This window comes from Paenibacillus sp. J22P277, from assembly GCF_059383675.1.
Genome location: NZ_JBXENS010000006.1, coordinates 665392 through 679596 on the forward strand (window position 1 = coordinate 665392; position 14205 = coordinate 679596).

Here is a 14205-nt window from a genome sequence, read left to right on the forward strand (position 1 = left end):
ATCATCGATTGTATTGGTTATACTTAGGCAGCTCAATGGTAATCCGGGTTCCTTGATCCGGCTTGGAATGAATGGATATGCCATAATTTGCGCCGAAAAAGATTTGAATGCGTTGCTGTACATTATATAGGCCATAGCCATGCGATTTCTTCACGAATACTTCTTCTATCTGCTTCTCGTTCATTCCCGGACCGTTATCTTCGATGATTAAAACGATCCTCTCTCCTGCTTCTTCTCCGATTAATGTGAGAAGTCCCCGGCCGCCGCGTTTTTTGTCAATGCCATGTTCAATGGCATTTTCCACGATAGGCTGCAAAATCAACTTAATCAGATCATACGCGTACAGAGATTCCTGGATATTATAGACCGCATCGAATCGATACTCGTGCATAACGAGCTGAATATCGATATAAGCTCTCGTGTTGGCGAGCTCGTCTTGAACAGAAATAATGTCGTTGCCCCGATTTAAGGTCGTTCGGTAAAAAAGCGCAAGCGTAGTCGTGATGCGGCTGATCTCATCGGCATGGATATCGATTGCTTTCCAGTTAATCAAGGAAAGCGAATTGTAGAGAAAATGAGGATTAATCTGCGATTGCAGCGCCTTCATTTCCGCTTCCTGCTGGATGATTTTGCTCTGGTAGACTTCATCGATCTTGGATTTAAGGCTTTTGAGCATATTGCCGAACCTGTTCGTCAGCTCGCCGATTTCGTCTTTGGAGTCGCTTTGGACTTCGATCTCCAAATTGCCGATCGCAGCCATGTTCATATTCCGGTTCAGTTGATGAATCCGTTTGACGAAGGAATAGGAGAGCGCCCAAATAAGGATGATAACCAGCAGCAAACAGATGCCTTCGATGGTAATCGTCGCTTTCAGAATAATTCCAGCGTTAACCGATACGGAGCTGCTGGGAATGAAGTAGACAATACTCCACCCCGTTTCAGCAATTTCATGGCTGATGGCAATAAGCCCCGGCCAGTCCGACACTTTGTTTCCTTCACTAACCCATTGCTGAATCTCTGCTTCTTCGCGCTTATCTTCAAGCTGGGTCTTAGAATAAATGATATCTTGCCGCTGATCGGTAATGATGATCCCGTAATCTTGATCCGTGGCGATCGCAAGTTCCGCGAATACTTTCTTAGGATCGAGCTCCACGTACAGCAAGTTCCGGATGTCCAAATTGTATGCACCGACGAACCGGTGAGCGGCGAACAGCTTCCCTTCCTCGCTGAACCAATTCGTTTGGACATTGGACATGGCTGCTTTGAACCACGCCGTCTGTTCGATATGGCCGATGGCCAAAATGGAGTTTCTTCTTTCCGTTATATGGTTGTCCGTAAATACGGTAAGCTGGCGAATATCGCTATTTAGAAAAAGGATGGTATTGAACAACGGATCCACTTTCTCGTTCAGATCCTTGTACATCGTGTAATAATCGCTGTATTCATTATGAAAAACATTCACGAAATTGGAATTGTAGCTGATCGACTCTATCGCTGCGTTGTACATTTTCATCTTGTAATCCAAACTATCCGCCATTTTCCTGCCGCTGCTTTCAATGCCGGCTTTCGCTTGTTTGATTAACAGCGATTTGGATTGATTATAGGTGTAAATACCGAGCACCGACATCGGGATAATGACGACCAGCAGATAAGACAGAATCAGTTTCTGCTTAAACCGCAAATTCGTAATGAAATCGAGCAATGGCTTCACCTTGTTCACATTCCGTCCTCTTTCTATTCCCGTGCTGTACGGTTTCTGGTACCTTTGACAATACCAGAACGCTTCACCTGTTAAAAGAAAGACTTGAATGGGATCCGGCTCGTTATTCTTTGACTGCGCCAAGCACGATACCGCTGACAAAATATCTTTGCAAGAACGGATATATACACAGAATCGGCAGCATGGACAAGACGACCTTCGCCGCGCCGAGCGTCCTGTTTGATATCGCCGAAAGCCGCTTTAATTCTTCAGGATCGGTTGTATTCATGATGGAGCCCAATGAAAGAACCAATTGCTGGATGTAGGTCTGCAGCGGCCAGTTCTCCTTATGATTCATCAGGATCATACCGTCGAAGAAAGAATTCCAGTGTCCAACGATAGAAAACAACGTGATCGTAGCCAGCGACGGCACCGACGTCGGCAAATAAATATGGAATAGCGTCTTCCAAGGTCCCGCTCCGTCCATGTTTGCTGCCTCATCCAGTTCTTTGGGAATGCCGCGGAAGAAATTCATCAGCAAAATCACGCTGAACACCGGCACCGCCGAAGGCAGGACAAGCGCCCAAATATGATCAAGCAGCCCTAAAGAGCTGATTGTCATATACCAAGGAATAAGCCCCCCGCTGAATAACATGGTAAAGACCATAAACCACATGTACGCGTTTCTTCCCGGAAATAACCGCTCCGACTTGGATAGCGGGTACGCCATTAACACCGTAATGAGAAAATTAATGATTCCTCCCAATACAACCCTTTGAACGGACACCCCGAAAGAGATAAAGAAGAATCGGTCTGACAGCACCGCTTTATAAGATGACAATGTCATATCGACCGGCCAAAAATAAACCATTCCGGCGTTCGCAGCCGCCTTATCGCTAAAAGACAGGGCTATCGCATACAGGATGGGCGCCAAACACAATAGTGCAGATAGCGCCAAAATCATATAGATGCTGATATCTGCTATTTTGTTGGTTTCTTTCACCATTCCACTCACGCTCGCTTAGAAGATTCTGTAATTGGCATATCGGCTGGCCAACCCGTAGGAGACCAGGATCAAGATGAAGCTCACGACCGATTTCAGCAGGCCGACCGCGGTTGCCAGGCCGAATTGCATTTCCTGCAAGCCGGTTCGGTACACATAAGTATCAATAATATCCCCCGAGTCATAAACGAGCGGATTGTATAAATTAAGAATTTGTTCAAACCCGGCATTCAGCACGTTGCCCAAGCTTAACGTCGCCAGCAGGATAACGGTCGGAAGCAAGGCAGGGATCGTGATGTACCGCAGCTGCTGGATTCGGCTGGCTCCGTCGATGGAAGCCGCTTCGTACAAAGACATATTGATGGATGTGAGCGCGGCTAAATAAATAATCGTGCTGAAGCCAAATTCTTTCCACACGTCGCTGATGACGAGAATCGGTTGAAACCACGTATTGCTGGAAAGAAACATAATCGGTTCCTGGCCGAACCAGCTTAAGATTTGATTCACGAGCCCGTCTAACGTCAGCATATTAAGGAGTATGCCTGATAATATGACCCAGGACATAAAGTGGGGCAAGTACACGATCGTCTGGATGGTTCTCTTGAACAATACGATCCTGGCTTCATTCAAGAGGAGCGCAAAAACAAAAGGCACGATAAGTCCCGCCGCGATTTTCATTAACGCGATCGTAATCGTATTCACAAAAATCTGCTTGCTGTCGGGAAGCGAGAACATGTAGCCGAAGTTTTCCCAGCCAACCCATTTCGAATTCAAGATGCCTTTGGCCGGTATATAATCCTGGAATGCAATGGCGACGCCAAACATCGGCACGATACTAAAAATGATAAGAAGGACTATGCCGGGAACCATCATAAGGTGATAGTTCATCATAAAGCTTCGGTTTCTCAACTGGCATCCCCCTTTCTTTGTCGGGATAGGACAATTAGGCATCAAGCTCAGCGTGATCCTGATACCTAATTACGAAATATGTTCCGTACGGTTATGGGTTAGCTTCCTGCTGCACTTCTTTGGTAATTTCATCTCCGCCTTGCTTCTTCCACTGCTCGACAAAATCGTCAAAGCTGTCTAGCGGCGCGTTTCCCGTGATAATTTTCAAGAAGGCTTCATTTTCGAGCTTCGTCAGATTGGTGCCTTTCTTCGCCATGGTCTCCGTCTGTCCGTAGAAGACCGGCATCACCTTATTCAGCTTATCCGAACCTACCTCGCTGCCTCCGACATAGTAGGCAAGGTAATTGGCGTAGGCTGCGATATCCGCTTTCGGCTTTTCCAGGTTTTTCATAATGGACTCATAGTTCGGAATTTGATCCGCAGGAAGACTTGCGCCATCCTTCGCTTCGACTGCGCTTTTAAGGCGCTGATAATTTTCGTATACGGTATTTTCATTGTTTAATTGCAGGTTTAGCGGCCAATTCAACCAACTGACGCCAAGCCCTTTGTAAATTTCGGCAGCCGCAGGATCCTTCAGCCGCAATCCCTCGTACTCCACGCTTAACGCTTTGACGACGGCATCCGGATGTTCGTATCCTTTGCGTACGACCAGGTATTGCCCCGATGGCTTCGAAACCGCCAAGTTGCGTTTGCCGTTCGCGTCCAAAGGCGCGGTTAATGCAATCCAGTCTGCTTTGGCGTCATTTTTGACCGAGTCCGAGAGCATCCATCCCGCAAACCAAGGGGCAAACAGAATACCGGCTTTACCGCTTGCCACCTCCGCCGCGTTGTCATTCCACTTGCGGGTAACGAATTCTTTATCGATAAGACCTGCCGCGTACATCTCGCGCAGTTTGCCCAGAGCCAGTTTCATCTCCGGAGCCGTGGAACCGTTCATTATGGTTCCGGAACCGTCTTTCATCCAATAGCCCGGATAAGCGCCATAGGCAGCGAATATCGGATCAAAGGTGAAGAATGCCCCGTCCGTTGCCAGATTCGGATCTCCCAGCAAACCGACGGTGTCGGCTGCGCCATTCTGATCCGGATCTTGTTCCTTGAATGCTTTAGCGACTGCTGCAAGCTCGTCGAGGTTGGTAGGCGCGTTCAGCTTCAACGTCTTCAACCAATCTTCGCGAACCCATAGCAGCTGGTTATTCCCTGCGATGTTCGTATCCGGCAAAGCAAGCATCTTGCCGTCTTTTTTAACCGCATCCAGTACCCGCCCGTTATACGAACCGTAATAATCTTTAATTAATGGAGAAGCGAATTTGTCATAGGCTTCGGTCAAGTCCGCCAGCAAATCCGATTCCGCCAAACGCTTAAATTGGCTTTCGTCAACGATCATGACATCCGGAATGTTGGAGCTGGCGATGGCCAAATTGATTTTTTGCGTATACGCTTCGCCGTCTTCGACGGAGAAATCGTATTTGACTTTGATATTTAATTTATCCTCCACGTACTTCAGCAGCTGATTGCTTTCCAGCGTATCTCCCGCAGGCAGATTATTGCCCGCCACGCCTTGACGGCCCAAAGTGAACGTTACCGTGTCCGCATACGGTGCGAACGGATCCGCGCTCTCCGTTGCAGCATTGTTTTCCGGTTTGTTCTGCGTATCTGTTGTTCCTTCCGAGGCGTTATCCTGCTTGTTGCCATCATTCTCCGCGTTTCCATTTTGGCTGCATGCCGACAATCCAATGGTCAACACCGCCGCCAATCCTAGTTGGACCCATTTCCCTTTCACCAGATGCTCCCCCGCTTCATTGTTATTTGGTACATGTTCATCTTATTAAATAGCCGGATGACACGAAATCTTAAATATTTTCGATTCATTTCATTATTTTACGGATCGGGTTAATAGACTCGCATTTCGGACAAGCCCACGTTGCTCCCGGCCCCGTGAATGTCGAATTTGACCCAGGTTACCCGCTTGTCAGGGAATGAAATCGCTTTCCCATCCCCGTTAGCGGGAATATCCGCCACTTCAAGCGTGGAGCCGTCGCTGAACGTCAGCGTACCGCCTCTGGCATCATCCGCCAAATTCATCCGGTCATGGAGGATGATCAGGCTGATCGTTCGTTCTTCCGTCCAGTCCAGTCGAATCCAAGGCTCCGCTTCCCCTTGCGAAGCCCACTCGCCAGCCCCTTGAACCGCAATGATGCCATCGCTTACTTTGGCGGCGCTGTAATCGCTGCTGTATTCGGATGAGGCTGTCGCCTCGGCCTTACCCGCAGCATTCTCCGCCGCGAAGACCTGAATTTCAGACAAGCCCACATGACTGCCCTGACCCTCCGTCACCTCGAATTTAACCCAGGTCACCGCTCTGCTCGGGAAGGACAACTCTTTGGCGGAACCATTCGCAGGTATATCCTGCACATCGACGCTGCTGCCGTCGCTGAAGGTTAATTTGCCGCTGATTGCATTGTCGGTCGTATTAACGCGGTCGAATAGGATGATTTTATTGATCATCTTGCTTTCAACCCATTCCATGCTGAGCCAAGGATGCTGTTCTCCGCCAGACGACCACTCCCCGCTTCCATCCACGCCGATAATGCCGTCAGCTGCTTGGGATGGCGCACTGCCCTCATCGAACCAGGAAGAGGCTGACAGAATCGCTTCTCCGGCCAAGTTCGCCGGTTCAAATACTTTCATTTCCGACAAGCCTACGTTGGAGCCTGCTCCCCCGGTTACTTCGAATTTCACCCAGGTGATCGTCTTCTCGTCAAAAACGATATCCTTAACCGCGCCATCGGCAGCTATGCCGTCCACCTGGATAACGCTTCCGTCACTAAACCTCAGTATTCCGGTTAAAGCGTTATCGTCAAGATTGATCCGGTCATACAAGGAGACTTTATTGACCTGCTTCGCTTCCTCCCACTTCAGCTCTATCCACGGATTGACTTCTCCCGCTGAAGCCCACTCCCCGCTGCCATGCACATTCGAGATGCCGTCTACCGCTCTGGCACCGCCATAATCCGCGTTATAGGCCGAGGAGACGGTCACCTTGGCGATTGGCGCGATATTGCCTCCCTGCAGGATGATCTCGGGTGTCTCCACAGTAATGGGATGACTGAAATCGGACAAATTCCCCGCATCATCATAAGCCTTGATCGAATACGTGTACGATGCGTGGCCATCCGCATCGGTGTCCAAATAGCTTTGGTAACTGCTGCTCACCGATTTGATTTCCTCGTTGTTCCGGTAGATCTTATAACCTTTAACGGACACGTCGTCTGAGGAAGGTTCCCATGTTAATGAGACCCTGCTTGCACTCCGGGCATGGCCTTCCAATCCGGTCGGCGCAGACGGTCCCCTCGCGTCGCCGATTTGGCCGGCTGTCGGTTCCGCCGTATTCGAGTACTTCCCCTTTCGTCCGGCATTAACAGCACGGACTTTGTAATAATAATGATTCGTTAAGCCCGGGACGACTTGACGGTCAAGATAGTGATTGTCGTTGACCGATGCCAGATAATGACCGGCTCCCGGCTCGAAATCCCTTTGCGTTCCCCGGTATACTTCGTAATAGGCGATACCAGAATCCGGAGAGGGATCCCATGTCAACTGCGTACCGTACTGATCGGTTACGCCTTGAACGTTCTTCACGTCACCGGGCGCTTCTCCGCCGGTAAGCCGCAAGGTTACCCAGCCATGTCCTTTGATCGTAAAGGACACGATCCCCTTATTCAGCGACAACGGGGAGCGGTCATTCTCGACCAGATCCGTCTCCATGACCGCGCCCGGATGAAAAAAGTTTACGTCAACCTTGACCTTCGTGTCTTGACCTAACGTTTCGTTAAAGCGCAGGATCGTCCCTTCGCCGTTGGCTTCAGCCAATTTGGCAGTGGTTAACACCACATTGTCTTTATTCACGCTAATGAATTGCCCTTTAGCCGCGGCCAAGCGTCCGCCGGCTTGTTTAGCGGAAATAACGGTTGCCTGCAGCGCGTTCGAAGCATTCATCCCGAATTGGTCCGCGCGTCCGTCCTTCCAATTCTCGCCGGCATGCGAAGTCAGGGCGTATTTGAACGTTACCGGTCCGGGCTGCGTTTTCTGGAAATTCGTATGCCATTTATTGTTGAATACAAAACTATAGATCCAAGGCTTCGCCGTATTGTAATCCTTGTCTCCCATCGCCGATCTTCGCTCTCCATATTGGACGATCGGATTCGACAGCGGCGATAACGTAATACCGTAATTCTGCTTATCGGATGCGTCGATCCAACGGTTCACCGTATAATAAGCCGTACTGGAGCCATAAAATTGCTCATTGTCGGGGTCTTCGATGTCGGAATTCAGAAACGGCTTCACAGCTCCGCTTGGCATTTCATGCCTTAATTCAAAGTTCGGCACATTTAACGGAAAGACGAAAAATCCTTCCTCATCCTGCGTGCTGTACGAGGGGGCATCCGTTTTATCCACCTCGTTCACAATATCGATTCTCGGAATGCCGTCATAGAGAATAACCTTTCTTTTCATGCTGTTTATGCCGGCTGTCATTCCGTCGGCAGTCATTGCGGCCATGACGGGTCCGGCCGTCCCCTTCAGCTGCGATCGTTTCACGGTAAAGGTCGAATACGCTTCAGGGCTCATCAGCTTTGTCGTGTGATAGACGAATTCATTCATCCGATAAGGCGCGGAGGCGTCCACCATTTCTTTGCCGCCATTTTGTTTATCCACAATGCTTGCGATGGCACCTGTCTCGTTAAATGTCACTTTAAAATATTCGTTCTCCATGGAAGAATCGGAGACGCGAACGTTCGAAGCAAACTGTGGCTCCTCCGTTGCCGGTACCGCTTTGAACGTCCTGTAGCCCAAGCCCGGAACGCCCTTTGCCACAAAAGTTACCGCTCCGTCATCCATTCTTTGATACGGCACAGACTCATTATTCTCCACATTGATCAGCGTAAAATGCTCAGGCAGCTTAGTCGCATCCACGGTCACAAGATCGGACCTCTCCCAGGACAACGAGTTGTATACCGCTATCGTTCCTGCATCCGCGGGGATTAATGAACTGATCGAACCAAGAGAATCATCAATCAGCCGATCGGCCTCCCTGCCCGCCGCAAGCGCCGTGTTCCGCTTCCATATCCACTGTTCGTCCGCTTGGGGAATCTCATTGCCCCAGGAATGCTCATCGAAAAGAATCATATTGTTATAGGCGGATGATAATTGCTCATAGGGATATTTCTTCCCCTTCACCGCGCTGCTGGCCACCGTAGCGAACCATTCCGCCGTCGGAACCTTCTCGTGGTTCTCTTTATTCTTTCCCGTTTCATAGGAGGCGGAAGATACGCCGTAATTCCACCAGTCCTCGATGTTGCCTTTGTAGGTTGGAATTTCTTTCTCGTAGTGATCCTCGATATATTCGAAATAATCATTTACCGTGGAGCCGATAACCTCCGGATAGATATAATCCCGCCCGCTGGCATCCTTTCTTGCATGAAGCGCTTGTATATTTTTCTGAACGGCCGCCGTAACAGGTTTATTGTCGTAGGGTGTGGTAAAGTCCGTAATAATCGCATCATAAGGATAGTCGTCCGTATGGTAATTCATCACCTTATCCGTTATATTTGCGGCCGTTGCGTGACTGTCGGCATTTCTGAAATCAAACTCGTCCGTGCTGTAATGCCCGTAGTTATAGGCGAGCACTTTATGGCGGGGATCCTGACCTTGATAATAGAACAGCTTCGGATAATCAAACAGCGGATCCGGATTCTGCCTCATCATTAAGTATTTGATCCCCGATTCAACCATGGTATCGACGGCAGCCCACGAAAAGGAGGGATCATCGGACATATACAACAGTTTATTGGAGGGCACACCGAGCTTATCATTCAAGAAACGCTCCGAATAATAGGCCATCCGCGCCAGCTCTTCCGCGCCGAGGCCCGGATATACTTCGTTCAGATAGCTGCTCGGATACGTCAAGCTGCCATTACTTAACTGTTGCTTCAATTGTTCGATCCAATCGGCATTTCTGGATTTCCAAGCTGCATCGTTCAGCATATAGGACGCCTCGACAGGATAACGGAATCGATCCTTCTTATCTAACCCTTCTGTCTCCTTTACCTTCTGCATCGCCTCATCCAAATACCCCGGGAAAATTTCCCCGCTCAGCTGTTCCTGCGTATCGGTATAACCGATATCCGTATGGAGGTCATGGGCGACGAAAATCTTCCAATGGCGAATCTTCTCCTGCTCCTTCGTTATGGCGCCAAGCGGCTTCCCCTTTCCTTGGGCATTATCGTAAACGGTAAAGGTCACCTTATCCCCGTCCTTGTGCAGCTCCGCAACATCGACAATGATTTGATTGGTTCCTGCGGCCAGCTTTCCCAAAGCCTGCACGTACGGCTTGCTGCCGGGGACGATGATTCTAACCCAGGCAGGGGTTTCGTCTCCGGCGTTACTGATCGTCAGCTGCGTTTCCGATTTCAGCGTGCCCTGATCCTTAATCGTCCACGGGGTTTGTTTGATGGCTGTTATTTCAATTGAATCCTTTTCCTTTCCATAAGCGGTACCTCCTGTCCAGCATGGAACCATAAGCAATGTAAGCGCCAACAAAAATGCCGGTCTTTTTCTCATAAATCCTCCCTTATTCCTTTAATTGTCATCCACACTCCAATGGTAATCTCACGCGGTTGAAGAAGAAATATCTCATTCTTTCGATCCGTTTTATTATTTTTGGATACCTTTCACAACCTTGCATCCGATGAAACCAGGAACCGCTCTGATAATAAAACGGATGAAATGAAAAAGCCGATACCGGTTAAGTCCGGTACCAGCTTCAGCTTTACGTTCAATTTATCAGGGTTTGACTTCACGGGCAGTCGATCCTATATTTCACTGCTCTCTCTGTATTTTACGGGAGTTGTCCCCAGGTAGTTTTTAAAGGTAATGCAAAAGTAGGAAGAGTTGCTGTATCCGACAGCCTGCGCGATGGCCACGATTTTCATGTTCGTTTGTTTAAGCAGCTGCTTTGCTTTCTCCAATCTGAATAACGTCAGTTGCTTGATTAAGCTCTGACCCGTTTGTTTCTTAATCAGATAACTCAGATAGCTGGGCGTTAAATACACTTTCTCGGCAATATATTCCAAACTGATATCGTGCATATACTCGGACTCGATAATCTCCATGATGGAGCGGATGACCCTGTGAGTGTCCCCTGAGCGTTCTCTGTCGTCCTGCTTATCTTTGAACCTCCCTACTACCGTATCGATCAAATCCTTCAGATCTTGCAAATCGCCGGAGCTGAACACGGGTTCGATCATGGGACTGAAATGTTCTGGCGAATCCGAATTCGCAAACATCTTCTTCACGATTTCAGAGCCAATATATTTGCAATAAAGGACGGACAGACTTTGGTTGTTTTCCAGATGGCTCCACAGCATGGGAAGCACCCGTTCTATTCCGTAATAATCGCCCATTTCGATTTGCTTGTACAGCGTATCGAGAATAGGCTGCACCTGATTTCCGTTGTGCGCAAGCCCGGGAGCCTGATTCATGGCGGATAACACGGCATTGGTATCGATAAAAAACTTATAATCCAGCATTTGTTCCATCTGGTTATAGGCAGCGGGTATATGCTTAACATCCTCGATAATCCCGCTGTGAACAATGATGACTTGCTCCTGGAAGCGCTCCCATAACAGCTCCAATAGTTTCTGGGCAATCTCCTCCGGCTGCGGAATATCCGACGACGAATCATAGCGTATGAGGATCCCGCTCTGAAATTCATTTAGATTCATGCAATCAAATTCACCGATGCCGGTTTGCCCGAGCGTATCCACGAACTTATCGTAAGAGGCATCAAAAAACTTTCGTTTATAATCCACCAAAAAGAGTAAAAAAGATTTGTTAGTGTAGCTCTCGTCTATCATTGTCTGTTTACCGTTGTCCGTATGCTGCTCCCGGAATGAACCGCTAAGAAGATCAAGGAGCATCTGTTCCTTCACATGCGCTACCCCGATTTTGTACCCTTCCAGCATCTTTTCCATCTGTTCCTGCTCTGCTTTTCTGCAAGCAAGCAGCTCGATGATATCGGACATCGTACTGCTGAAGTGATCGATAACGATCGGCTTCAACAAATAATTGACCGCTCTTAGCTCTATGGCTTTGCGAGCATAATCAAATTCGCCATAAGCGCTGTAAATCACGACTTCCAAGGCCGGATTGGCTATCTTTGCTTGTTCAGCCAGTTCCAGACCGCCCATGAAAGGCATTTTAATATCCGTAAATAAAATATCGATCGGGCTGCGCTTGATAATATCCAGCGCGCGTTCGCCATTGTCTGCCTCTATGATCGTCAAAGCAAATTGAAATCTTTTAATAAGCGATTTTATTCCGTTTCGTTCAATCGGTTCGTCATCGACAATTAATATGGTATGCACGCCCGTAACCCCATTTCCAAGCGATAGTCCTGCCGAACATGTCATTCTTATTATAATCGGGTCTTGTCCGGGCGTATACCGTTGGCTGCTATCGATGCGGCTTTTCAAAAGTAATGTTCGACTTCGACTGGGATCAATTCCTCAAAGCCGCGGCACTTCCACGGTTTCCTGGCGGACTTCCTTCGGCAGCGCGTACGCAATCGTGCCGGTCGTATGGATGACATCCGCGGCATCCTTCTGGATGCTTGCCGTTACCGCTATTTTGCCGTCCGCTTCGACGCGGCCGCTGTCTTCCCAGCTCGTAGGACCCGAGAAGCCGGTATCGTAGTAGTAGAAAGAGTCGCCGATATCGGGCATCGGGCCCGTCGCGTCCGTGAACCGGCCGTTCAGCAGCTGAGCGAACGAGTCCCCGGCGTACGGGTCGAGACGCGCTTGCCACGTCGCCACGGGGAAATCATCCTTGAATTCGAACAAGGTGGCCGTTTCGCCGCCGGAAACATAGATGAATCGCAGCGCCTCGCCTTCGGGAAAGATGAACTCGTTGTTGTAGTTTTGCGTCGGATGGTCTTCCGGCAGCGGCGGTTTCTCGTAACGAGCGCCGGCAGACCTCGTCTTGAGCGCGATCTTTCGGGCTGTCGCAAGGTCCCCGGCATAGAGCGCCTTGCGCTCCTTATCGCTCATCGGCGATTTGATGGACACCGTCCCGTCGGACCATTCGATCCGATAGCCGAAGCGCTCGGACACGAATCGCAGCGGCACGTAGATCCGATTATGGACGGCTTTGACCGGCACGTCCAGCCGAACCGTTTCCTTGGATCCCCCCTCGTATTCGATGACGGCGACTTGCTGTCCCAGCGTCAGCGTCACATGCTCCGTCCACTTGTCGACGGTGACGGTGCGGGTCTGTTGGTTCCAGTCGACGTCGGCGCCGAGCGCCTCCGATACGGCGCGCAGCGGGACAAGCACCCGGCCCTTGTCGGCAATCGGCGGGGCATCCGTCTGGACGGGCTTTCCCATCCACGTAATGCCGATATTCCCCGCGGCGGCGGCGGTCGATCCGAACGCGATCGTCCCGAGCAGGGCGAACGCGCAGGTCAGCTTCTTCATCCTAACGGCCTCCTTTTAATTCGTCGTCCGGTCTAGTGTCTATCGAGGGCATGCCTTTATCGGGGAGTGTCCGGTCCGATTCATCGGGCACCCTCCTGTAGTTACCTGTCCTTCCAACAATTAGACGAATCATAGGCCGGTTTGTTGCACGCAGTCCGATCTGAATGGCTATTTTCAAAATCCCGCAGCTTGCAAAGCGCCGCCCGGAAGCCGGACGGCGCTGGTTTACCTGTCTTATGCGGTTATCGGATAATCATTCGCGAACGCCTCGGGTTCTTGCCTTCGGGCAATTGGCGCAATACTCTTCCACGCTCGAAACCTCGTAATAGAAGCAGCAGGTTTTGCGCATCCTGGCTGGCGTATTGGAGGAGCAATCCGGCTCGCCGTAGAAGCGGCTGAACGGATTGTGTTTCTCGCCGAACAACGCGCCGGGCGCCTCCCGAGTCAGATACTGAAGGTCCGCCCGGCCGCGGGATGGCACCGGCTCTTCGCCCGTTATCCCGATTCGTTTCTCGTACAGCGAGAACACGCGAACCGCGACGTTTTCCCATAAGATCGCTTTGGGCACGCCGGCCACGCCGGACATGACCGCGATTAACTTCCCCGCATGCCCGGCAAATAGCGCCGACAGCACGGTATCGCGCCATGCCCCCCTGTCGCTCGCTTCGGGAACTGCGGCATTGCTGTCGGCTAGACTGACATGCCCCAGCCAAGCGTGATCCGCCGAAGCTTCGAGAAAACAGTTACCGGCCGATGAATCCAGTCCTTTGTCGTACGCGGTCATGGCGTACAGCAGCGGAACCACGGCTACGAAGGCATACCTTTTCACGAACTGGGAAGCCGTGGTCATCCTCGAAGGGGACTGCAGAAGCACGGTCAGCCTGTCCAGATAATTCGCGCATGTCTCCGCATCGAGCAAGTCCGAGGCGCTCATGGGAGGTACCGGGCGGGGCGAAGCATACTCCCGCAGGCCGAAATGCCGGTTCAAGTATCCCCATTCCTCCTGCGCAAGCCCTGACTGCTTGTTCATTGCCCCTCTCCTCTCCCTAAGTCCCGCCGCTCGA

At 50.3% G+C, this 14205-nt stretch carries 8 protein-coding genes; all 8 read right to left on the reverse strand.

Annotated features, from left to right (window positions below; translation table 11 throughout):
* Position 1 precedes the first annotated feature (1 nt).
* The 8 genes from AC50YL_RS23645 to AC50YL_RS23680 all read right to left on the reverse strand — a co-directional run bounded on the left by AC50YL_RS23645 (position 2) and on the right by AC50YL_RS23680 (position 14171).
* The gene (locus AC50YL_RS23645; protein WP_494835153.1) at positions 2-1843 is read right to left on the reverse strand and encodes a sensor histidine kinase; all 1842 of its coding nucleotides are present in this window, start codon (positions 1841-1843) and stop codon (positions 2-4) included.
* Positions 1824-2705: a carbohydrate ABC transporter permease gene (locus AC50YL_RS23650; protein WP_494835155.1), complete on the reverse strand. Its 882-nt coding sequence runs from the start codon at positions 2703-2705 to the stop codon at positions 1824-1826. The genes AC50YL_RS23645 and AC50YL_RS23650 overlap by 20 nt, the downstream gene beginning before the upstream one ends.
* Positions 2706-2720: 15 nt before the next feature.
* Positions 2721-3611 carry an ABC transporter permease gene (locus tag AC50YL_RS23655; protein WP_494835157.1) on the reverse strand — a complete coding sequence of 297 codons (891 nt, stop codon included), beginning with the start codon at positions 3609-3611 and terminating at the stop codon, positions 2721-2723.
* A gap of 91 nt (positions 3612-3702) precedes the next feature.
* Positions 3703-5028 carry a type 2 periplasmic-binding domain-containing protein gene (locus tag AC50YL_RS23660; protein ID WP_494835158.1) on the reverse strand — a complete coding sequence of 442 codons (1326 nt, stop codon included), beginning with the start codon at positions 5026-5028 and terminating at the stop codon, positions 3703-3705.
* Positions 5029-5501: 473 nt separating this feature from the next.
* Positions 5502-10229 carry a DUF7402 domain-containing protein gene (locus AC50YL_RS23665; RefSeq protein WP_494835159.1) on the reverse strand — a complete coding sequence of 1576 codons (4728 nt, stop codon included), beginning with the start codon at positions 10227-10229 and terminating at the stop codon, positions 5502-5504.
* A gap of 251 nt (positions 10230-10480) precedes the next feature.
* The gene (locus AC50YL_RS23670) at positions 10481-12034 is read right to left on the reverse strand and encodes a response regulator transcription factor (protein ID WP_494835160.1); all 1554 of its coding nucleotides are present in this window, start codon (positions 12032-12034) and stop codon (positions 10481-10483) included.
* Between the two features lie 141 nt (positions 12035-12175).
* The gene (locus AC50YL_RS23675; protein WP_494835161.1) at positions 12176-13141 is read right to left on the reverse strand and encodes a copper amine oxidase N-terminal domain-containing protein; all 966 of its coding nucleotides are present in this window, start codon (positions 13139-13141) and stop codon (positions 12176-12178) included.
* 253 nt (positions 13142-13394) lie between these two features.
* Entirely contained in the window at positions 13395-14171 is a 777-nt protein-coding gene (locus AC50YL_RS23680) for an IucA/IucC family C-terminal-domain containing protein (protein ID WP_494835162.1), read from the reverse strand.
* Positions 14172-14205 lie beyond the last annotated feature (34 nt).

Bases quoted from the DNA above. Each gene is read 5' to 3' on its own strand.
- AC50YL_RS23650 (WP_494835155.1), bottom strand. From the start codon at position 2,705: ATGGTGAAAGAAACCAACAAAATAGCAGATATCAGCATCTATATGATT.
- AC50YL_RS23665 (WP_494835159.1), bottom strand. From the start codon at position 10,229: ATGAGAAAAAGACCGGCATTTTTGTTGGCGCTTACATTGCTTATGGTT.
- AC50YL_RS23675 (WP_494835161.1), bottom strand. From the start codon at position 13,141: ATGAAGAAGCTGACCTGCGCGTTCGCCCTGCTCGGGACGATCGCGTTC.
- AC50YL_RS23680 (WP_494835162.1), bottom strand. From the start codon at position 14,171: ATGAACAAGCAGTCAGGGCTTGCGCAGGAGGAATGGGGATACTTGAAC.